Raw genomic sequence first — 20,001 nt, 5'->3', positions numbered from 1 at the left:
AGCGCGAAGCCGCCCGACGCATCAACGCCGAACGACTTCTCACTGCGTAGCCGTCCAGTTACCCGACAGTCTCTAAACCACAACAAAAGGTTTAATCGCAAGCTCAGAGTGCGCCCGGCGGGTCGCGGCCGGCGCGCTCGCTCGCCCTGCGGTGGGCGCGGTCGCTTGCCCTGCGGCCGAGGCGTCAGGTCGTTGCCGGGTAGGCGTAAGTCTCGGTCGCCTTGACCGCTACCCAGACATGCTGGCCCGGGATCAGCCGTAGCTGGGCCGCCGCGGCCGGTGTGACGTCGGCGGCGACGCCAATCGGCCCGTCCACCTGCACCCGCACGTTGTCGCCATGTCGTTGGACGCCCGTCACCGTCCCCGCCCACGTGTTGCGGGGGCTGCCGTCGGGCCGTGACGGGTGCAGGGCCACCGCCGCCGGGCGGAAGGCGACGAACGCGTCGCCGTCGAGCCGGTCGGCCACGCTGAGGGTCAGCTCCGACGCGACACGTACCCCGTGGCCCTCGGCCCGCCCCCGGTAGAGGTTCAGTCCGACCAGGCGCGCCACGTAGTCGGTGCGCGGGCGGGCCGTGACGCTCGGGCCGTCGCCCTCCTGGACGACGCGCCCACCCTCGACGATTACCAGGCGGTCGGCCAGCGCCAACGCGTCCAGCGGATCGTGGGTGACCAGCACGGTGGCGCCCGGGTGCGCGGCCAGGTGACGGTGCAGCTCCGCGCGGGTCTCCAGCCGGGTACGGGCGTCCAGGGCGGCCAGCGGCTCGTCGAGCAGCAGCAGCGATGGTCCGACGGCGAGCGCGCGGGCCAGCGCCACACGCTGCGCCTGCCCGCCGGAGAGCTGGCGGGGCTTGCGGCGCGCCTGGTCGGCGAGGCCCACCCGGTCGAGCCAGTCCCGGGCCGTGGCCCGCGCCGCGCGCCGGTCGACTCCGTGCCGGCGTGGCCCGAAGGCCACGTTGTCCAGCGCGTTGAGGTGCGGAAAGAGCAGGTAGTCCTGGAAGACCACGCCGATCGGGCGGCGCTCGGTCGGCACCCAGCCGCGTGTCGCCGGCCGGTCCAGGTCGACGCCGCCGAGGGTGACGTGCCCGGCGGTGAGCGAGTGCAGCCCGGCCAGGGTGCGTAGCGCGGTGGTCTTGCCCGCCCCGTTCGGCCCGAGCAACGCGACGACCTCGCCGGGCTCGACCCGCAGCGGCACGTCGAGCTGGAAGCCGCCCCGGTCGACGACCAGCCGGGCCGCCAGCAACGGCGCGGTCACGGGCCGGTCGTTCGGCGGCGGCGCGGTCACGGGCCGGTCGTTCGGCGGCGGCGCGGTCACGGGCCGGCCATCCAGCGATCCCGCAGCGCGGCCAGGATGCCGACCGAGACGATCAGCAGCACCAGGCTGAGCACGATCGCGGACTCCAGGTCGGTCTCCAATGCCAGGTAGACGGCCAACGGCATCGTCTGCGTACGTCCGGGATAGTTGCCGGCGAAGGTGATGGTGGCACCGAACTCGCCGAGGGCCCGCGCCCAGCACAGCACCGCGCCGGCGGCGAGCCCGGGCGCCACCAGCGGCAACGTGACATGGGTGAAGGTGGTCCACCGGCTGGCGCCCAGCGTCGCGGCGGCCTCCTCGTAGCGATGGTCGGCGGCGCGTAGCGCGCCCTCCACGGCGATGACGAGGAACGGCATGGCGACGAACGCCTCGGCCAACACGACACCCGTGGTGGTGAACGGCAGGGTGATGCCGAACGTGGCGTCGAGCCAGCCGCCGAGCAGCCCGCGCCGGCCGAAGACCAACAGCAGCGCCACGCCACCGACCACCGGGGGCAGCACCAGCGGAACGGTGACCAGGGCGCGGACCAGCCGGCGGCCGGGAAACTCGACCCGGGCCAGCAGCCAGGCCAGGGGCACCCCGAGCAGCAGGCAGAGGAGCGTGGCCAGGGTCGCGGTCTGCACCGACAGGCGCAGCGCCGTCAGCGCCCCGGGCGCGGTGAGCCGTTGCGGCAGCGTCGTCCACGGCGCCCGGACCACCAGCCCGGCCAGTGGCAGGACGAGGAAGAGCAGGCCCAGCCCGGCCGGGATCACCAGCGCCGCCGGCACCCGCGCCTGCCGTCGGGGAGTGGTGTGATCGCGGACCAGGTTCACGGAGTCACCTGGAACCCCGCCTCGGCGAGGACCGCCTGTGCCGAGGCCGAGCGGACGTACGCGACGAAGGCTCGCGCGCCGGCCCGATTCGGCGCGTTCCTCAGCGCGACGATCGGATAGTCGTTGACCGCCCGCGTCGATTCGGGGAACTCGACGCCCGTCACGTCGGTGCTCGCGGCGCGGGCGTCCGTGCGGTAGATGAGGGCGGCGTCGACCTCGCCGAGCTTCACCTTCGCCAGCGCCCCCTTGACGTCCTGCTCCAGGGTGACCGGAGTCAACGCGATCCCGGCCGCGTTCAGGGCGGTACGCGCCGCCGCGCCGCAGGGCACCTGGTCGGCGCAGAGCGCCACCTTCACTCCCGGACGAGCCAGGTCGGCGAGACCGGTCACGCCCTTCGGGTTGCCGCTGGGCACCGCGATCACCAGTTGGTTGCGGGCGAAGACGAGTGGCGTGCCGTCGGCGTCGTCGGCCTCCGTCACGGTCGCCATGTTCTTCGGCGCGGCCGAGGCGAAGACGTCCGCCGGGGCGCCCTGGGTGATCTGGTTGGCCAGGGCCGAGCTGCCGGCCAGGTTGAGGGTGACGGTGACGCCCGGGTTGGCGGCCTCGAAGTCCCTGGCGATGCGGGTGAACGACTCGGTCAGCGAGGCGGCGGCGAACACGGTCACCGTGCCGGCGATGCGACCGTCCCGGGTGTCGCCCCCGGACGCCGCATCGCCGGTGCGGTCGCAGCCGGTCATCGCCAGCACGGTCACCGCGACGGCCAGCGCGGCGAATTTTCTCCGACGGCTCATCCGTTCGCCCTCGCTCCGGCCGGGGCGGTGGGCGCGGCGCGCTCCACCACCACCGTTGTCGACTTGATCACGGCGACGGCGACCGAACCGACCCGCAGGTCGAGGTCGTCGACGGCCTCCCGGCTCATCAGCGACACGACCCGGAACGGGCCGGCCTGAATGTCGACCTGTGCCATCACCGTGTCCTTGCGGACGTCGACGACGATGCCGCGCAGTCGGTTGCGGGCCGAGGAGAACCCGACGCCCGGGTCCGGGTCGGCGGCCTGGGCGCGGGCGAAACGCGCCAGCTCGGCGCCGTCGATGACCCGGTGATCGTGCTCGTCGCGCCGGGCGGCCAGCCGCCCGGCGTCTACCCAGCGGCGAATCGTGTCGGCGCTGACGCCGAGCAGGTCCGCGGCCTCGCCGATCCGGAATATGGTCACCGGCTCACCCTATCCAGCGCAGATGCGGCTGGGAACTGGCCCTGGGGTGGTTTCTGCGTACGCGAAGTGGTTCCTAGGACCGCATCTGCGGTGGGACGGACCGGCCCGGCTCCGCCCCACCGAGGCGGTGGTCAGCAGTTGCGTAGTTCGGGGGACTGGTTCAGCAGTTGGCCCCGGTCGACACGAAGCGGCGGTAGCCCTCCCCGCCGACGGTCGCCGGTCGGAACGCGGCGACGCGGTGGCAGTGCTGGAAGGCCAGCCGGACACCGAGGTGTCGCTCCAGGTCGGCGCGGATGGCGTCGCTCGCGAGTGCCTGCAGCAGTTGACCCCGATCGTCGTCGGTGGGGGGCGGAACGGTGTTGTCGGCCAGGTCGGCGTCGCCGGCCTCGAGGTCGGCCACCACCCGGCTGACGGTGGCCCAGGCGTACGGCAGGGACTCGCGGACGCAGGCGATGAACGCCTCGTCGTCGACGGGGCCGCGCTCGGCGGCGTCGAGCAGGGCTGGCGGGACGGGGAGCGGAATGGTCCTCCTCCAAATTCAGAAACGATTACCGTTTTCGATGACGGTGTCGAAGTGAGCACACCACCCCGTGCCGGTGCCGTCAACGGTGGCGCGGCGTGCCGCGCGGAGAAATGCCGGTCAGGTGCGCCGGGGGTGGCCCTTGAGGTGTCGGCCCAACTCCCGGGCGATCTCGCGGTTCGCGTCGCGCTCGGCGAGGGTCTGCCGCTTGTCGTACGTGCGCTTGCCCTTGGCCAGGGCCAGCTCGACCTTGGCCCACCCGTTGTCGAAGTACATCGACAGCGGCACCAGCGTCACGCCGCCCTCGCGGACCTTCTCCAGGATGCGGCCGATCTCGGAGCGGTGCAGCAGCAGCTTGCGGTTGCGGCGGGGCGCGTGGTTGGTCCACGTGCCGTAGCGGTATTCGGCGATGTGCAGCCCGTACAGCATGATTTCGCCGTCGCGCTCGTGCGCGAACGCGTCCACCAGCGACGCCCGCCCCTCGCGCAGCGACTTCACCTCGGTGCCGACCAACACGATGCCCGCCTCGTACGTGCGCAGCACGGTGTACTCGTGTCGCGCCTTCTTGTTCGACGCGATCAGTCGGCGCTCGGGCTGACGGGACGGGCTCACCCGGCGACGATATCCGGCCGCCGCCTCAACCCGTCGCCCGGCGCTCGGCACGCAGCCGCGCGGCCAGGTCGCGCACCGCCTGCGCTTCTTCGTGCTGCTGCGCGGCGCGGTGTCGCTGAGCCGTCAGGTCCGTGGGGACGACGTCGAGGTCAGCCGCACCGACCAGCGCGGCGTGTACGGCGGCGCCACCCAGGCGTACCTGGGTGACCAGGTCGAGCAGACGTACCGCAACAGCCTGCGCGCGGTGGTCGACGCCGAGTTCTTCGTGCTGCCGGCGGAGGACTTCGCGCACGCCCTGCGGTCCTGGTTCCCGATGCCGATGCACCTGTTGGAGGGGCTGTTCTTCGGCATGCGCGACAGCCAGACCATCGTGGGCGAGCTCACCGACTGGCTGGAGGAGCACGGTGTCGGTGGCGCGTGGGACCTGGCGCCCATCCTGGTCGGCGGGGGTCTGGACGCGGCGTGGCTCGGACAGGTGAAGGCGGCCGTCGGCCCGGCGGACCTGGAGGCCGCGCGGTGCGCTGGCTGTCGTACACGGTCGACACCGAACTGTTGATGCGCGAGATCGGCGACGCGGTGACCCGGATCTCGGGCCTGGTGTGCGCGGCCAAGCAGTACGTCCAGCTCGATCGCGCGCCGCACCGGGTGGTGGACGTGCACGACCTGCTCGACGCGACGCTCGTCATGTGCAAGGGCAAGATCCCCGCCGAGGTCAAGGGAGGTGCGTCCGCGTATCTTCGAGCCGTTCTTCACCGCCAAGCCCGTCGGGGCGGGCACCGGGCTGGGGCCGGACATCTCGTACCGGATCGTGGTCAACAAGCACTGCGGCGATATCCGGGTGGAGACCGAGCCCGGGTACACCACCTTCCGGGTCCTACTGCCGATCACCGAGGACGTGGCCGCGCTTTCCGGACACACCCGTACGACGCGCCGACTACCTACAGACATCGTGTGGTTGCGGGCAGTAGTCTCGGGCGGCGTCCGTGCTTCCCGCCCCCCGAGGAGCGTCCGTGGACTCGATGGCCCGCCCGCGTACCGCGCCCCACGACGACCAGCCGGTCGACCCCCTCGACGACAGCTCCGTGCTGCCGGAGCTGGAGGACGCCGTCTGGATGCACCACGCGAAGACGTTCGCGCACACCGGCTTCTGGGCGGTGGCCCGACGGCTGCCGAGGTTGGTGCGTGAGGCGGTGGCTCTGGCCTGGGCCACCAACCGCGCGGACACGGTCGCCTCCATCGGCCTGAACGTCGCGGCCGGGGTGATGACGACCTTCGGTCTGCTCGCCACGACCAGCGTGCTGCGGGAACTCTTCGCCGCTGGGCCGACCCCGGACCGGGTGCGCTCCGCCCTACCGGCGCTGATCGTGGCCGCGGCGGCGGTCTCGGCGCGCGGCGGCCTGACGATCGCCGCCGGTTGGGCCCAGGCCCGGCTCACCCCACAGATCAACTACCAGGTGGAGCTGCGGCTGTTCGAGGCCACCACGGCGGTGGACCTGGCCGCGTTCGACGACGCCGGGTTCGCCGAGGAGATGGACCGCGTCCGCGACCGGGGCATGGGCGAGGCGGCATGGATCGTCGACCACACCGTCAACCTGGTCACCGGTGTCGTCGGGATGCTCGCCACCGCCGTCGCGGTGACCGTCATCCAGCCGCTGCTGCTGCCGTGCCTGCTGCTCGCGGCGGTGCCCCAGGCGATCACGGCCGTGCGGATGGCCCGCCGGGAGTACCTGGCGATGCTGGCCCGGATCACCCGACGGCGGCGGATGTGGATGCTCGCCCACCTGATGGCCAACCGGCATACCGCCGCCGAGGTACGCGCCTACCAGATGCGCGACTTCCTGCTCGCCGAGTACCGGGACGTGATGGCCGTCGAGACCCGCGCCCAGCTGCGGCTGGTGCGCTCGCAGACCGGCACCCGCGTGGCCGGCGCCACGGTGGCGGGCCTGGCCACCTTCGGCGTGTACGCGGTGCTCGGCGGCCTGCTGCTCGCCGGCATGGTCGCGCTCGCCGCCGCGGCCACCGCCCTACTCGCCCTGCAGTCCGCCCGGACCAGCCTGGGCGTCGCGGTCGTCGCCACCAACTCGCTGTACGAGGACGCCCTCTACTACCAGGACTACCGGGATTTCCTGACCCGTGCGCAGGACCGGGTGCCCGTCGGCGGCAGCCGGACGGTCGACGGCGTCGACACGATCGACCTGCGCGAAGTGAGCCTGCGCTACCCCGACACCGACGCGCCTGCGGTGGACCGGGTCAGCCTGGCGATCCGGCGCGGCGAGGCGATCGCGCTGGTCGGCGAGAACGGCTCCGGCAAGACCACCCTCGCCAAGCTGATCGCCGGGCTCTACCAGCCGACCGGCGGAACGATCCGCTGGGACGGCGTCGACGCCGCCGAGTTGGATCCGCGTGCGATCGGCGCGCAGGTCGCGGTGATGACGCAGGAGTACTGGAAGTTCCCCTTCACGGCGGGTCAGAACATCCGCGTGGGCCGGCACGACCGTACGCCTGAGCGCCCCGGCCCCAGCGTGCAGGAGGCAGCCGACGCGGCTGCGGCCCACGACATGATCGTCGGTCTGCCGCACGGCTACGACACCCTGCTCGACCGGGAGTTCAAGAACGGTCACGAGCTGTCCGGCGGGCAGTGGCAACGGCTGGTCGCCGCGCGGGGCCTCTATCGCGACGCCGCCCTGCTGATCTGCGACGAGCCGTCGGCGGCCCTGGACGCCCGCGCCGAACACGCCCTGTTCCAGCACCTGCGCCGCCGGCCCGACCGCGCGGTCGTCCTGATCACCCACCGGTTGGCGAACGTCCGGCACGCCGACCGGATCTTCGTGATGGACCGGGGCCGCCTCGTCCAGCAGGGGGGCCACGACGAGCTGATGGCGGCCGGGGGCCTCTACCGCGAGTTGTTCGAGTTGCAGGCCAGCGGCTACCGCGCCGACACCAACGAAGCCCGGTCCCACTGACGCCACCCCGGCGCGAGCCCTCGCCCCGCCCGGCCTCCGCGATCTTGCACTTTCGGTTGTCCAATCCCGTGGAATGCCCGCTATGTCGCCACAGCAAGAGCAAGATCGCTGGGGCTGGGGCTGGGGCTGGGGCTGGGGCTGGGGCTGGGGCTGGGGCTGGGGCTGGGGGAAGCCGGGGCCTCGCCGGCGGCTTGAGGCGCATTCGCGGGCCGGGCCCGACGCGCCGTGTGGGCCGTGTGGGCCGTGGTCAGGCTTGGTGGGGCGGGGTGAGGAAGTCGGCCAGGACGCGGGTGTGGGTGGAGAACGCCAACTGGACCGGATCGGTGAGGACCAGCCACTCGGTCGCCTCCTCGGTGGGCGCCGACGGCGGCAGGTCCTCGGCGGCACGCTCGGGCAGCACTCCGAAGATCATCATGGTGCCGCCCTTCGGTGCGCCCCGCACGGCGAGGAGCCGGGCGTCGCCGGCGTTCGCGACCAGCCCGGTCTCCTCCCACAGCTCACGCACCAGCGCGTCGGACCACTCCTCGCCGTACTCGATGAAACCGCCGGGCAGCGCGAGTAGCCCGCGGGCCGGTTCGATGGCCCGGCGGACCACCACCACCCCCAGGCCCTCGGCCGTGCGGACCGGAAGCACCGCCACCGCGACGGGCAGGGGGTTACGCCAGACGGTCTCGCCGCAGACCGCGCAGACCCGCGGCCAGCCGGTCGCCGCCGGGTAGGCGGCGCCGCAGTAGGAGCAGTGCGAGTACGGCGTACCGGTCATGCCGCAGCACGTTACCCGTGTCCGGCCGGTCAGCCGTGGCCCGCTCAGTCCTCCGGCACTCCCGTGTAGAAGGCGGTGGTGCGCTCGGCGGCGGCCTTGGCCTCGTCGGCGTCGGTGCCGGCGGCGATGCTCGCCTCGCACGAGAGTTGGCTGCTCAGCTCCATGGCGCGTCGTCCCTCGGCGGAGGCGACCCACTCGGCGCTGTCCTCCGGTCGGACTCCGACGCCGTCGCCGGAGAGGTAGGTGGCGAGGCCAAGCAGGCCCAGGTCCCAGCCGACGCCGACGGCGCCCGGCCCGAACTGTGCCCATCGGTCCTGGTCGACGTGCGCGATGTGGTCCAGGTCGAGGCGGGCCCGGTCGTCGCCGACCGGCGTGACGCGCACCTCGATCCAGCTCACCTCGCCGCCCATCTCCCAGGTGGCAATGAAGCGGTGCGGGGGCTCGCAGGTCTCGATGGTGCCGCCGGCGTTGCCCTCGAGCTGGTACGTGCCGTGCAGCCGCAGGTCGCCGCTGATCGGCAGGAACCAGCGGGGGATGCGCTCGGCGTTGGTGCAGGCGTCCCACAGGTCCTCGGCCGTCGCCTGGTACGTCTGGCTGAGCGTGGTCACCCGGGCCTCGCCAGCGGCCAGGGTGCGGCTGCCGACCCGCCGTTGGACGGCGTTGATCTGCTCGGTCGCGTCAAACATCAGGTAATCCTCTCTTCGGGTGGGTCGGCGGGCCCGCGCAGGCGACGCTCGCGTCGGCCCCGGGCCAGCTCGGTGGCGAGCGCGGCCAGGGGCGGCGCCCAGAACCGGCGGAAGTGCTCCAACCAGCCGTCGACCTCGCGCAACGGGCGCGGGTCGACCGCGTACAGCCGGCGGGTGCCGTCCGGACGCACGGTGGCGAAGCCGTTGTCCCGCAATACCTTCAGGTGCTGGGACACGGCGGGCTGGGAGATGCCGAACTCGTCGCGGATGACCGCGCTGACCGCGCCGGCGGTCTGCTCGCCGTCGGCGAGCAACTCCAGGATGCGGCGCCGGACCGGATCGCCCAGCACGTCGAAGGCCTGCACGGCGACATTAATATCACCGGCGGCTTATTTAAGCCAAGCCGACAACCCCATCGTCATGCAGAGGTTGCCGGCCATCCGCCCCCGGATCTCGGCGTCGGTCAGATCCGGCGGCGTCCAGCAGCACCCTCGCGCGGCCCCGGGCGCCGCCGGTCGCGGCGCCCGGGGTTCTCGGCTCAGGCCGCCGGGGCGGCGGCGTCGGTGGAACGGGCGAGGTGCCGGTGGGCGCGGATCAGCTCCGTGTAGCGCAGACCACTCGCCTTCACCGTCCGCTGCTGGGTGGCGTAGTCGACGCGCACCAGCCCGAAGCGCTTGTCGTAGCCGTACGCCCACTCGAAGTTGTCCAGCAGCGACCACACGAAGTAACCGTCCAGCGGCACGCCCCGCGCCACCGCCGACGCGCACGCCGCCAGGTGCTGTTCCAGGTGGTCGGTGCGCTCCTTGTCCTCCACCGTGCCGTCGGCGGTGACCTCGTCGTGCCACGCCGAGCCGCTCTCGGTGACGATGATCCGGGCCGGCCGGTACTCCTCGTGCACGTCGAGGAGCAGCCGCTCCAGACCAGCCGGGTACATCTCCCAGCCCATCGCGGTCTCCACCGACCCGGGCACCGGCACCTGCTTCGCGTACGGCGCCGGGCCGGTCGGGTCGTCGACCACCAACTGCCGGAAGTAGTAGTTCACCCCGAGGAAGTCGGTGGGCGTGGCGATCACCGCCAGGTCGTCACCGCGTACCGGCGGTTCGACCCCGTACGTCTCGACCATGTCGGTGGGGTAGCCGCGCCCGTGGATCGGGTCGAGCCACCAGCGGTTGACGTGTCCGTCGGCCCGCCGTGCCGCCGCGACGTCCTCGGGCCGGTCGGTCGCCGGCTCGATCGGGCTGAGGTTCACGACCAGTCCCACCGAGGCGGGCTGGGCGGCGTTCGCCCGGATCGCCTGGGTGGCCAGCCCGTGCCCGAGCAGCACATGGTGCGAGGCGTGCACCGCGCGGGTCAGGTCCCGCTCGCCGGGGGCCATGTTGCCGTCCAGGTGCCCGATCCAGCACACGCAGAGCGGCTCGTTGACCGTGCACCAGTCGGCGACCCGGTCACCGAGGCGACCGGCGACGACCGCCGCGTACTCGGCGAACGCCTCGGCCGTGGCGCGCTCCGGCCAGCCACCGGCGTCCTGCAGGACCTGCGGCAGGTCCCAGTGGTAGAGCGTGACGAACGGCCGGATTCCGTCGGCGAGCAGCGTGTCGACGAGCCGGTCGTAGAAGTCCAGCCCGGCGGGGTTGACCCGGCCGACGCCCGCGGGCATCACCCGGGGCCAGGCCACCGAGAACCGGTACGCGTCCACACCGAGCTGGCGCAGCAGCGCCAGGTCCTCCGGCCACCGGTGATAGTGGTCGCAGGCCACCGCCCCGGTGTCGCCGTTGTCGACGTTACCGGGGGTCGCCGAGAAGGTGTCCCAGATGGACGGCGTCCGGCCGTCGACGTCGACGGCCCCCTCGATCTGGTACGCCGCCGTGGCGACGCCCCAGAGGAAGTCGGGTGGCAGCTTGGACAGGTCGGGCACGGGAAGGCTCTCCTCTGGGTTCGGGTGACTCACTTGACCGCGCCGGCGGTGAGGCCGGCGACGAAGTACCGCTGTAGGGCCAGGAACCCGGCCACGACCGGGATGCTGACCACCAGCGACGCGGCCATGATCTGGTTCCAGTAGACGTTGAACTGGGTCGAGTAGCCCTGGAGGCCGACCGCCAGGGTGCGGCTGCCCTCGTCGGTCATCACCGAGGCGAACAGCACTTCACCCCAGGCGGTCATGAACGCGTACACGGTCACCGCGACCACGCCGGGCACGGCGGCCGGCAGGATGACCTGGAACAGGGTGCGTAGCGCCCCGGCGCCGTCGACCTGCGCAGCCTCGTCCAGCCCGCGGGGGATCGAGTCGAAGTAGCCGACCAGCATCCAGATCGAGAACGGCAGCGAGAACGTCAGGTACGTGATCACCAGGCCGGTACGGCTCGCGTACAGCTCGATGCCGGTAGCGTTGCCCAGGTTGACGTAGATGAGGAACAGCGGCAGCAGGAACAGGATGCCGGGGAACATCTGCGTGGACAGCACCGTCACCGTGAAGACGCCCCGGCCGTGGAACCGGTACCGGCTGACCGCGAACGCGGCGAAGATGGCGATCGCGACCGAGCAGACCGCCGCGACGCTCGACACCACGAGACTGTTCACCAGGTAGCGCGCCAGCGGCACGGTGCTCCACATGTCGACGAACGGTTGCAGGGTGGGTCGCCTGGGCCACCAGGTGAAACCGTTCTGCACGTCCCGCAGCGGCTTCGCCGCGGACGTGACCATCACGTAGAGCGGGATGACGACGAAGAGGGTGAGCAGGGTCAGCACGATGCGTCGGCCCCAGCGCTCACCGGCGGTCTCACGCATGGTCGTCCCTCCGGCGGTTGGTGATCAGCAGGTACGCGGCCGAGACGACCAGCAGGAACAGCAGCAGCGCCACCGACATCGCCGAGCCCGACCCGAAGTCCCAGGTCTTGAAGGAGCTGCGGTAGATGTGGATGGAGATCAGGTCGGCCTGCTCGGGCGCGGAGCCGCCGAAGAGCACGAACGGGGTGTTGAAGTCGTTGAACGTCCACAGGAACAGCACCAGCAGCAGCACCAGGTTCACCGGCCGCAGCATGGGCAGGGTGACCGAGCGCAGCCGGCGCCAGAACCCGGCGCCGTCGATCGCGGCGGCCTCGTACAGTTCGCCCGGCACGTTCTGCAGGCCGGCCATCAGGCAGAGGAACGCGAACGGCCAGTTACGCCAGACCGACACCACCAGCAGCGACCAGAAACTGTTGTCACCGATCAACCAGAACGGCCGCTCGTTCAGCAGACCGAGCTGGTCGACGAGCACGTGGTTGACCAGGCCGGTGTCGCGTTGCAGCAGGAAGCTCCACGTGATCACGGCGGCGTAGACCGGCAGCGCGTACGGGGTGAGGAACAGCGCCCGCAGGATGGCCCGCCCGCGGAACGGTCGTTGCAGCACGACGGCCGCCGCGATGCCGAGCAGCCAGGCGAACCCGACCGAGAGCAGGCTGTAGACCAGCGTCACCCAGAACGAGTGCAGCAGCTCCTTGCCGGCGGCGGAGTTCAGGTCGAGCGTGGCGCGGTAGTTCTCCAGGCCGACGAAGGGCGCGGTGGACCAGTCGCGGATGTGGAACTGGGTCAGCTCCAGCAGGCTCATCCAGACCCCGACGACCATCGGGATCACGTGGATGGCGAGTTCCAGCACGATGGCCGGCGCGAGCAGCAGGTACGGCAGGAGGGAACGGCGGGGGCCGCGCGGCCGGCGGGCGGCCCCCCGGGCGGGTGACCCGGCCCGGGGTACCCGCCGGTCGGCGTCCGGCGCGGTGGTGCTGGTTGCCATCGGGGTCCTCTCGGAGGCGGTGGCCGTGGCCGGGCTCGTCGCCCGACCACGGCCACCAGCGCTGCGTGGGTCAGCGCATCTTCTGCTGCGCGTCGGTCAGCTTCGCCTTCACCGACTCCTCGGTGACCGGCTTGCCGCTCGCCGCCTCGGCGAACAACTCCTTCATCGCCGTGCCGACCAGGGTCTCGAAGGTGCTCTCGTCGGGCACCTGCGGCAGCGGGGCCGCGGTGGTGACCAGCGTCTCCTGGATGCTCTTCTGCTCCGGGGCGCTGAACGCCGGGTCGGCGGCGGCGGTCTTCACCGCCGGCAGCGAGCCGTACGTCTTGTTGAGGCTCGTCTGCTCCTCGTCGCTGGTCATGAACTTGACGAAGCTCAGCGCGCCGTCCTTGTTCTTGGTGTGCTTGAAGACGGCCATGTTGATGCCGGCCACCATGCTGTTGACCTTCTTGCCGCCGACCGGCGGGTTGGCCAGGAACGGCACCGGGGCCATCCCGTACGCGTCGGCGGACATGTTCTGCGTCTTCAGGTTCGAGCCGGCGGATTGCCAGAGCAGCATGGCGGCCTTGCCGTTGGCGAAGTCCGAGACCGACTGGTTCTGCGCGTACTCGGCGTTGCTCGGGTTGGTGATCTTGTCAGCGGCCATGAAGTCGATGTAGCGCTTGATGGCCGAGACGTTCTGCGGGGTGTCGAAGGTCGGCTTGCCGGCCGAGTCGAACCACTCGCCGCCGTACTGCTGGCTGAAGGTGAAGGCGTGGTGCGCGTTCTCCGACGGGTTGGCCCCCTCGATCGCCAGGCCCCACTTGCCGCCGGTGCTGAGCTTCTTGCCGTACTCGACGACCTGCTCCCACGTCGTCGGCGGGGCGGTGATGCCCGCGTCGGCGAACATCTTCTTGTTGTAGTACAGGCTGTACGCCATGCTGTAGAGCGGCACGGCGGCCGGCGGCTTGCCGGGGGCCCCGGCGGCGGCGAGCGCGGCGGGCACGATCCGGTCCTTGCCGCCGACGGCCTGCAGGGCGGCGTCGTCGAACTCGACCAGCGCGCCGGTGGCCTGCAGCGACGCCGACCAGGTGTTGCCGATGTTCACCACGTCCGGGCCCTTGCCCGAGGTGGCGGCGGCGAGCAGCCGGTTGAGCAGGTCCGACCAGGGGACCACCTCGACGTTGACCTTGATGCCGGTTTGCTTCTCGAACTTGTCCAGCTCGGGCTGGAGGGTGGTCTTGTCGGCCTCCAGGCTGGCGCCCTGGTTGCTGGCCCAGTAGGTGAGGGTCTTGGGCGACGAGGCGGAGTCGTCGCCGGAGCCGCCGCAGGCGGTCAGCGATGCGGCGGCCAGTACGGCGGCAGCGAATATCCCGAGGTGTCGTTTCGACACGGTCAGCCCTTCCGGTGCGTGGTGGGGGTCCGCCGGCAGTCGTCGTCGATAGGGGTGAGGCGACGCGGCCGGCTGCGGACGGGGTTTCTCCGGACGCGCCGTCGGAGGTCCTTCGGCGTTTCCCGGGAGTTACATCACGGCTTAATGAATGTCGTCATTAAAGTGGTTGGCTGGTGGGTCGTCAAGCACGGTGCGGTTACAGTCGCCACCTACGGCCGACGGGAACGAGGTGACGAGTGGAGCTGGCACGTGCCACCAACCGGAGCGTCCGGCTGCGCAACCGGTCCGCCCTGTTGACGAAGCTCTTCCTCGATGCCCCGCTGACCCGGCAGGACCTGGTGCGCAGCACCGGCCTGAGCCAGCCGGCCGTGAGCAACGTGATGGCCGACCTGATCGACGAGGGCATCGTCGTCGAGGCCGGGGCCGCCGAGTCCGACGGCGGCCGCCCCAGCATGCTGCTGCGGGTCGCCGCCCGCTACGCCTTCGTGATCGGCGTGGACGTCGGCGAGACCCGGGTCCGGGTCGAGTTGTTCGACTTCGCGATGACCCTGCTCGCCAGCGTCGAGTACCCGCTCGACCCGGCGCGTACCGAGCCGGACGTGGTGGCCGGGCACATCCTGGCCGGCATCGAGGTGGTCACCGGCCGGGCCGGGGTGGCCACCACCGACGTGCTCGGCGTCGGCATCGGCGTCTCCGGCGTGGTCGAGCAGGGCGACGAGGCCGTCGTGCACGCCCAGGCCCTCGGCTGGGACCGGGTGCCGCTGGAACGCCTCATCGGCGCGGGCACCGACCTGCCGCTGCACATCGACAACGGCGCGAAGACCCTCAGTCAGGCCGAGATGTGGTTCGGTGCCGGGCGCGGGGCCCGGCACGCCGTCTTCGCGCTGGTCGGCTCGGGAGTGGGCGCGGCCGTGGTGACCAACGGCGCCACCTACCGGGGCGCGTCCAGCAGCGCGGGGGAGTGGGGGCACACCACCCTGGTGTACGGCGGTCGGGCCTGCCGCTGCGGCGCGCGCGGCTGCCTGGAGGCGTACGTGGGGGCGGAGGCGATCATCGACCGCTACCGGGAGGCGCGCCGGGGTCGCGCCGTTCCCGGGGAGGACGAGGAGTCCCAGCTCGCCGCGCTGGTCGCCGCCGCCGACACCTCGGCCACCGCCCGACGGGTGCTGGACGACACCGCCGGTTACCTGGGTGCGGGGGTGGCCAACCTGATCAACCTGTTCAACCCGGAGCGGGTGGTGCTCGGCGGGTGGGCGGCGATGGCGCTGGGCGACCTGCTGCCGGCCGTCCGGGAGGCCGCCGGTCGGCAGGCGCTGCGCCAGCCGTACGAGCAGGCGTCGATCGAGCTGTGCCGCCTCGGCGTCGACGCGGTGGCCCTGGGAGCGGCCACCCTCCCGATAGCCCGCCTCCTCACCGCGGGCGGCGTCCCCCGCGCCTGACCTCCGCCCTCCTCTGCGGTGATCAAGAGGTTCGCGTCATCCCGTGCGCGACTTCTGACGCGAACCTCTTGATCACCGGGAGTGGTCGGAGTGGGTGGCCGGCGGTGGGGACGGCGGGGAAGGGTGGGAATTACCCAAAACCTGATCCTCGGGATAAATAACGAAGTTATAGATCGATGTCTTGACGCCATCGCAATCTCGCCGCAACACTCCTACGAGAGCGCTCTCCTCCCCGCGGCGTCGCATCGGCGGCACCACCTACGGCACCACGGGCGAACCCCGACCCCCACCCGCACGGCGTCCGTAACGCCCTATCGACAGGCGATGTCATGACATCTCGTGCTACATCCGTACGCCCGCGTCCCTGGCGGCGGACCGTTCGGCATCTCCTCACCGGAGTCGTGGTGGCCCTGGTGGCCGCCCTGACCCCGGCCGTGACCACCACCGGGGCGCAGGCCGCGCCCACCCTGCTCTCGCAGGGACGCCCGGCGACGGCCTCGTCCACCGAGAACGCCGGCACCCCCGCGTCGGCCGCCGTCGACGGCAACACCGGCACCCGCTGGGCCAGCGCCTTCAACGACCCGCAGTGGCTCCAGGTCGACCTGGGCCAGCGGGCCACGATCAGCCAGGTCAACCTGCTCTGGGAGGGGGCCTACGGCCGCGCCTTCCAGATCCAGACCTCCGACGACGCCGCCACCTGGACGACGATCTACTCGACCACCACCGGCGCGGGCGGCACGCAGAACCTCACCGTCACCGGCGCCGGCCAGTACGTGCGGATGTACGGCACCGCCCGGGTAACCGCCTACGGTTACTCGCTCTGGGAGTTCCAGGTCTACGGCGAGACCGGCGGTGACACGTCCACCTGCGGCAGCGCCAACGTGGCGCAGGGCAGCCCGGCGACCGCCTCGTCCACCGAGAACGCCGGCACCCCCGCGTCCGCCGCCGTCGACGGCAACACCGGCACCCGCTGGGCCAGCGCCGCCCAGGTCGACCCGCAATGGCTGCGCGTCGACCTGGGCAGCACCCGCACGATCTGCCGGGTGACCCTCACCTGGGAGGCCGCGTACGCCCGGGCCTTCCAGCTCCAGACCTCGGCCGACGGATCCACCTGGACCACCATCTACTCCACCACCACCGCCACCGGCGGCACGCAGAACCTCACCGTCACCGGCGGCGGACGCTACCTGCGCGTGTACGGCACCGCCCGGGGCACCGCCTACGGCTACTCGCTGTGGGAGTTGGCGGTGAACACCACCGGCGGCGGCACCACCGAGCCCCCGGTCGGCACCACCGACCCGTACAACCCCAACCTCGGGCCGAACACGTACGTCTTCGACCCGAGCACCCCGACGTCGACGATCCAGAGTCGACTGAACACCCTCTTCACCCAGCAGGAGACCAACCAGTTCGGCGCGCAGCGCTACGCCGTGCTGTTCAAGCCGGGCACCTACACCGCCGACGTCAACCTCGGCTTCTTCACCCAGGTCGCCGGCCTCGGTATGAGCCCCGACGACGTCAACCTCAACGGCCACGTCCGGGCCGAGGCGACCTGGTTCGGCGGCAACGCCACCCAGAACTTCTGGCGGTCCGCAGAGAACCTCTCGGTGACCCTGCCCTCCGGGGTGAGCGTGGAGCGCTGGGCGGTGTCGCAGGCCGCGCCGTACCGGCGGATGCACCTGCGCGGCGCGCAGAACCAGATCCAGCTCTGGAACGGCGGCGACGGCTGGTCCAGCGGCGGCCTGCTGGCCGACACCCGCATCGACGGCCTGGTCGTCTCCGGCTCGCAGCAGCAGTGGTACTCGCGCAACAGCGAGTTCGGCAACGGCTGGACCGGCTCCGTGTGGAACATGGTCTTCCAGGGCGTGAACGGCGCCCCGCCGCCGAGCTTCCCCAACCCGTCGCACACCGTCATCGCGCAGACCCCGCAGGTCCGCGAGAAGCCGTTCCTGTACGTGACGAGCAGCGGCGAGTACCGGGTCTTCGTGCCCGCCGTACGCACCAACTCCACCGGCACCAGCTGGTACAACAAGACGCCGGCCGGCTCGTCGATCTCGCTGTCGCAGTTCTTCGTCGTCCAGCCCGGCACCAGCGCGGCCACCATCAACGCCGCCCTCGCCCAGGGCAAGCACCTGCTCTTCACCCCGGGCGTACACCACGTCACCGAGCCGATCCAGGTCAACCGGGCCGACACGGTCGTCCTCGGCCTCGGCCTGGCCACCATCCAGGCGGACAATGGCAGCGTCGGTATGCGGGTCGCCGACGTGGATGGCGTCAAGGTCGCCGGCCTCATGTTCGAGGCCGGCACCACCACCTCGCCGGTGCTCATGGAGGTCGGACCGTCCGGCTCGTCGGCGAGCCACGCCGGCAACCCGACCTCGCTGCACGACGTCTTCTTCCGCATCGGCGGCCCGCACGTCGGCAAGGCCACCAACACGCTGACCGTCAACAGCGACAACGTGATCGGTGACCACATGTGGCTGTGGCGGGCCGACCACGCCGCCCAGGGCGTGCCCACCGGGTGGACGCTGAACACCGCCGACACCGGGCTCACCGTCAACGGCGACGACGTCACCATGTACGGCCTCTTCGTCGAGCACTACCAGAAGTACCAGACCATCTGGAACGGAAACGGTGGGCGGACGTACTTCTACCAGAACGAGCTGCCGTACGACGTGTCCAACCAGGCAGCGTGGATGAACGGGTCGACCCGGGGCTACGCCGCGTACAAGGTCGCCGACTCGGTGACCAGCCACGGGGCGTGGGGGCTGGGTAGCTACAGCTACTTCAACGTCAACCCCGCCGTGGTCGAGGAGCACTCCTTCGAGGTGCCGGTCAACCCGAACGTGCGCTTCACCAACATGGTCACCGTCTCGCTCGGTGGCGTCGGCACCATCAACCGGGTGATCAACAACGCCGGTGGCACCGCGAACGCGGCCAACCAGACGGTGTACCTGACCACCTACCCCTGACCGGGGCCCCGCGCCGACCCGGTCGACTCATCGGGCCGGGCCGGCGCGGGTCGCACCCAGGGCCGAGGCCGGCCCGGTCCCGCCGAAGACCGGGCCGGCCACGGTCGTTCCTCCGCGTACGCCGGCGCTCCGCGCACCCGAAAGCGTCGGGCATATGACTCTTCGCGCGCTCACGCCGATGATCGCGGTCCGGGTGGGCTGGCATCGACGGTCCTATACTGTGCCTACCGGTCGTGGAACCCGTGAGCGGAGGCGGGCGTGCCACTTTTTTTCCTCAGCTACGCCCAAGAGGACAACCGCAACGGTCAGATCCAGAGTTTCTTCGGCGATCTCAGCGAGGCGGTGGCCGGTCTGGCCGGCATCCGCTGGGACGAGGCGGGGTTCCTCGACGGGCAGATGCCGCTCGGCAGCACCTGGACTGACGCCGTGTCCGATGCGCTGTCCACCAGCGCCTGTCTGATCGCGCTCACCTCGCCCCGGTACGTCGTCAGCGACTACTGCGGTCGGGAGTTCCGGGTCTTCGCCGACCGCGTCGACGAGCACGAGCGGCTGTTCGACGTCCGTCCACCCGCGATCGTGCCGGTGCAGTGGATCCCGTGCGACCGGCTGCCCAAGGCGGTCGCCAGCTTCCAGTACCGCAACTTCCCGACCGGCACCGCGTACGCCCAGGACGGCCTGCTCACCCTCAAGCAGCGCAAACGGCACGAGGACGATTACGAGGACTTCGTCGACGCGCTCGCCAGGCACATCGTGCAGACCGCTCACAATCACCAGCTGTACCGTCCGACGCAGCGTCCGGTGCTGTCCAAGGTGACAAGTGCCTTCGACCTGCCGCCGAGGCCGCAGGCGCACCACGGGCCGGACGCCTCGAAGGCGGTGGAGCGGGCCACCAGCGCCCGGCACGTGCACATCGTCCTGGTCGCCGGCAGCTCCGCCGAGTTGGCCGGCAGCCGCCCCGGCGCCGAGGACCGCTACGGCGCGTTTTCGCGGGACTGGCGACCGTACCGGCCCGAACTGGAGACGCCCATCGGCAGCTGGGCCGGGGACATTGCCACCACCAAGAGCTACGGCTGGACGGTGGAGGACGCCGAGGACCTGGCGGCCGTGCGGGAGTGGGCGCGGACGCACAACCAGATCGTCGTACTGGTGGTCGACGTCTGGTCCGCCGACCTGCCGCGCTACCAGGTGAGCCTGATTCGCCACGACCATGATGGGGCCTCGCCGCGGGCGCCGGTCCTGGTGCCGTGGACGGCCGCCGACGAGGCGGCTGCCGGCGGCAATCGCAAGATGTGGGACACCCTCGCCCGGGTGCTCCCGTCCCACGTGCTGCACAGCACCCGCGACGTCTGGCGCACCGAGATCGCGACCTCCGCACGATTTCAGGAGGAGCTCGAGGAGGCGCTCGTCGTCGAGCAGGTCCGGATCTACCGCATGGGCACCGTCTACCAGGAGCCGCCTACGGACGGCCCCGGTACCCGCCCGATCCTCGAAGGTCCCTAGACGATCTATTCCAAGGGGGTCAGTGGTCGTATGCGGTCAGGGACCGTAGGACTGGCTGGTTGGTGTGCCAG

The 20,001-nt window shown here is 71.3% G+C and carries 18 protein-coding genes and 1 pseudogene; 6 read left to right on the top strand and 13 right to left on the bottom strand.

The window, feature by feature from the left end; genetic code table 11:
- Window positions 1-184: 184 nt before the first annotated feature.
- The 6 genes and pseudogenes from ACLQ24_RS23400 to smpB all read right to left on the bottom strand — a co-directional run bounded on the left by ACLQ24_RS23400 (window position 185) and on the right by smpB (window position 4,469).
- A complete protein-coding gene (locus ACLQ24_RS23400) occupies window positions 185-1,252 on the bottom strand; it encodes an ABC transporter ATP-binding protein (protein ID WP_425893854.1) in 1,068 nt (355 codons plus the stop codon).
- A gap of 56 nt (window positions 1,253-1,308) precedes the next feature.
- Window positions 1,309-2,124 carry a molybdate ABC transporter permease subunit gene (gene modB, locus ACLQ24_RS23395; RefSeq protein ID WP_425893852.1) on the bottom strand — a complete coding sequence of 272 codons (816 nt, stop codon included), beginning with the start codon at window positions 2,122-2,124 and terminating at the stop codon, window positions 1,309-1,311.
- Window positions 2,121-2,915 (bottom strand): molybdate ABC transporter substrate-binding protein, encoded by a 795-nt coding sequence (gene modA, locus ACLQ24_RS23390; protein WP_425893851.1) that lies wholly within the window; start codon window positions 2,913-2,915, stop codon window positions 2,121-2,123. Before modA ends, modB begins: the two co-directional genes overlap by 4 nt.
- Window positions 2,912-3,337: a TOBE domain-containing protein gene (locus ACLQ24_RS23385; protein ID WP_425893850.1), complete on the bottom strand. Its 426-nt coding sequence runs from the start codon at window positions 3,335-3,337 to the stop codon at window positions 2,912-2,914. The genes modA and ACLQ24_RS23385 overlap by 4 nt, the downstream gene beginning before the upstream one ends.
- A gap of 131 nt (window positions 3,338-3,468) precedes the next feature.
- Window positions 3,469-3,860: pseudogene (locus ACLQ24_RS23380) on the bottom strand (SCO5389 family protein).
- A 117-nt stretch (window positions 3,861-3,977) separates the two neighbouring features.
- A complete protein-coding gene (smpB, locus tag ACLQ24_RS23375; protein ID WP_425893849.1) occupies window positions 3,978-4,469 on the bottom strand; it encodes an SsrA-binding protein SmpB in 492 nt (163 codons plus the stop codon).
- A gap of 91 nt (window positions 4,470-4,560) precedes the next feature.
- On the opposite strand from smpB, the gene ACLQ24_RS23370 reads away from it, so the two are divergent.
- The 3 genes from ACLQ24_RS23370 to ACLQ24_RS23360 all read left to right on the top strand — a co-directional run bounded on the left by ACLQ24_RS23370 (window position 4,561) and on the right by ACLQ24_RS23360 (window position 7,432).
- A complete protein-coding gene (locus tag ACLQ24_RS23370) occupies window positions 4,561-5,025 on the top strand; it encodes a hypothetical protein (protein WP_425893848.1) in 465 nt (154 codons plus the stop codon).
- 165 nt (window positions 5,026-5,190) lie between these two features.
- Window positions 5,191-5,655, top strand: coding sequence for an ATP-binding protein (locus tag ACLQ24_RS23365; RefSeq protein WP_425893847.1), 465 nt, complete (start codon window positions 5,191-5,193; stop codon window positions 5,653-5,655).
- Window positions 5,582-7,432: an ABC transporter ATP-binding protein gene (locus ACLQ24_RS23360; RefSeq protein WP_425893853.1), complete on the top strand. Its 1,851-nt coding sequence runs from the start codon at window positions 5,582-5,584 to the stop codon at window positions 7,430-7,432. The genes ACLQ24_RS23365 and ACLQ24_RS23360 overlap by 74 nt, the downstream gene beginning before the upstream one ends.
- 247 nt (window positions 7,433-7,679) lie before the next feature.
- On the opposite strand, the gene ACLQ24_RS23355 is transcribed toward ACLQ24_RS23360, so the two are convergent.
- The 7 genes from ACLQ24_RS23355 to ACLQ24_RS23325 form a co-directional block, all read right to left on the bottom strand.
- Window positions 7,680-8,195, bottom strand: a complete 516-nt coding sequence (locus ACLQ24_RS23355) for an NUDIX domain-containing protein (RefSeq protein ID WP_425893846.1) — start codon at window positions 8,193-8,195, stop codon at window positions 7,680-7,682.
- Between the two features lie 44 nt (window positions 8,196-8,239).
- Window positions 8,240-8,881 carry an SRPBCC family protein gene (locus ACLQ24_RS23350; RefSeq protein ID WP_425893845.1) on the bottom strand — a complete coding sequence of 214 codons (642 nt, stop codon included), beginning with the start codon at window positions 8,879-8,881 and terminating at the stop codon, window positions 8,240-8,242.
- Entirely contained in the window at window positions 8,881-9,246 is a 366-nt protein-coding gene (locus ACLQ24_RS23345; RefSeq protein ID WP_425893844.1) for an ArsR/SmtB family transcription factor, read from the bottom strand. The genes ACLQ24_RS23350 and ACLQ24_RS23345 overlap by 1 nt, the downstream gene beginning before the upstream one ends.
- 173 nt (window positions 9,247-9,419) lie before the next feature.
- Complete coding sequence (locus tag ACLQ24_RS23340) at window positions 9,420-10,796, bottom strand: GH1 family beta-glucosidase (protein WP_425893843.1); 1,377 nt, start codon at window positions 10,794-10,796, stop codon at window positions 9,420-9,422.
- A 29-nt stretch (window positions 10,797-10,825) separates the two neighbouring features.
- Complete coding sequence (locus ACLQ24_RS23335) at window positions 10,826-11,665, bottom strand: carbohydrate ABC transporter permease (protein ID WP_425893842.1); 840 nt, start codon at window positions 11,663-11,665, stop codon at window positions 10,826-10,828.
- A complete protein-coding gene (locus tag ACLQ24_RS23330) occupies window positions 11,658-12,650 on the bottom strand; it encodes a carbohydrate ABC transporter permease (RefSeq protein WP_425893841.1) in 993 nt (330 codons plus the stop codon). The genes ACLQ24_RS23335 and ACLQ24_RS23330 overlap by 8 nt, the downstream gene beginning before the upstream one ends.
- Window positions 12,651-12,720: 70 nt before the next feature.
- Window positions 12,721-14,019 carry an ABC transporter substrate-binding protein gene (locus ACLQ24_RS23325; protein ID WP_425893840.1) on the bottom strand — a complete coding sequence of 433 codons (1,299 nt, stop codon included), beginning with the start codon at window positions 14,017-14,019 and terminating at the stop codon, window positions 12,721-12,723.
- 236 nt (window positions 14,020-14,255) lie between these two features.
- Between ACLQ24_RS23325 and ACLQ24_RS23320 the strand changes: the two genes are divergently transcribed.
- The 3 genes from ACLQ24_RS23320 to ACLQ24_RS23310 all read left to right on the top strand — a co-directional run bounded on the left by ACLQ24_RS23320 (window position 14,256) and on the right by ACLQ24_RS23310 (window position 19,930).
- Complete coding sequence (locus ACLQ24_RS23320) at window positions 14,256-15,458, top strand: ROK family protein (protein ID WP_425893839.1); 1,203 nt, start codon at window positions 14,256-14,258, stop codon at window positions 15,456-15,458.
- A gap of 329 nt (window positions 15,459-15,787) precedes the next feature.
- Window positions 15,788-18,430 carry a discoidin domain-containing protein gene (locus ACLQ24_RS23315; RefSeq protein WP_425893838.1) on the top strand — a complete coding sequence of 881 codons (2,643 nt, stop codon included), beginning with the start codon at window positions 15,788-15,790 and terminating at the stop codon, window positions 18,428-18,430.
- Between the two features lie 258 nt (window positions 18,431-18,688).
- Window positions 18,689-19,930: a TIR-like protein FxsC gene (locus tag ACLQ24_RS23310; protein ID WP_425893837.1), complete on the top strand. Its 1,242-nt coding sequence runs from the start codon at window positions 18,689-18,691 to the stop codon at window positions 19,928-19,930.
- Window positions 19,931-20,001 lie beyond the last annotated feature (71 nt).

The sequence above is a fragment of the Micromonospora sp. DT4 genome (assembly GCF_049841675.1).
Taxonomy (GTDB): domain Bacteria; phylum Actinomycetota; class Actinomycetes; order Mycobacteriales; family Micromonosporaceae; genus Micromonospora.
Note: the sequence above shows the minus strand (reverse complement) of the source record. Positions and strands in the feature narration are given on the sequence as shown.

Coding starts and splice junctions, on each gene's coding strand:
- modA (WP_425893851.1), bottom strand. CDS start 2,915: ATGAGCCGTCGGAGAAAATTCGCCGCGCTGGCCGTCGCGGTGACCGTG.
- ACLQ24_RS23360 (WP_425893853.1), top strand. CDS start 5,582: ATGCACCACGCGAAGACGTTCGCGCACACCGGCTTCTGGGCGGTGGCC.
- ACLQ24_RS23355 (WP_425893846.1), bottom strand. CDS start 8,195: ATGACCGGTACGCCGTACTCGCACTGCTCCTACTGCGGCGCCGCCTAC.
- ACLQ24_RS23350 (WP_425893845.1), bottom strand. CDS start 8,881: ATGTTTGACGCGACCGAGCAGATCAACGCCGTCCAACGGCGGGTCGGC.
- ACLQ24_RS23335 (WP_425893842.1), bottom strand. CDS start 11,665: ATGCGTGAGACCGCCGGTGAGCGCTGGGGCCGACGCATCGTGCTGACC.
- ACLQ24_RS23330 (WP_425893841.1), bottom strand. CDS start 12,650: ATGGCAACCAGCACCACCGCGCCGGACGCCGACCGGCGGGTACCCCGG.
- ACLQ24_RS23315 (WP_425893838.1), top strand. CDS start 15,788: ATGACATCTCGTGCTACATCCGTACGCCCGCGTCCCTGGCGGCGGACC.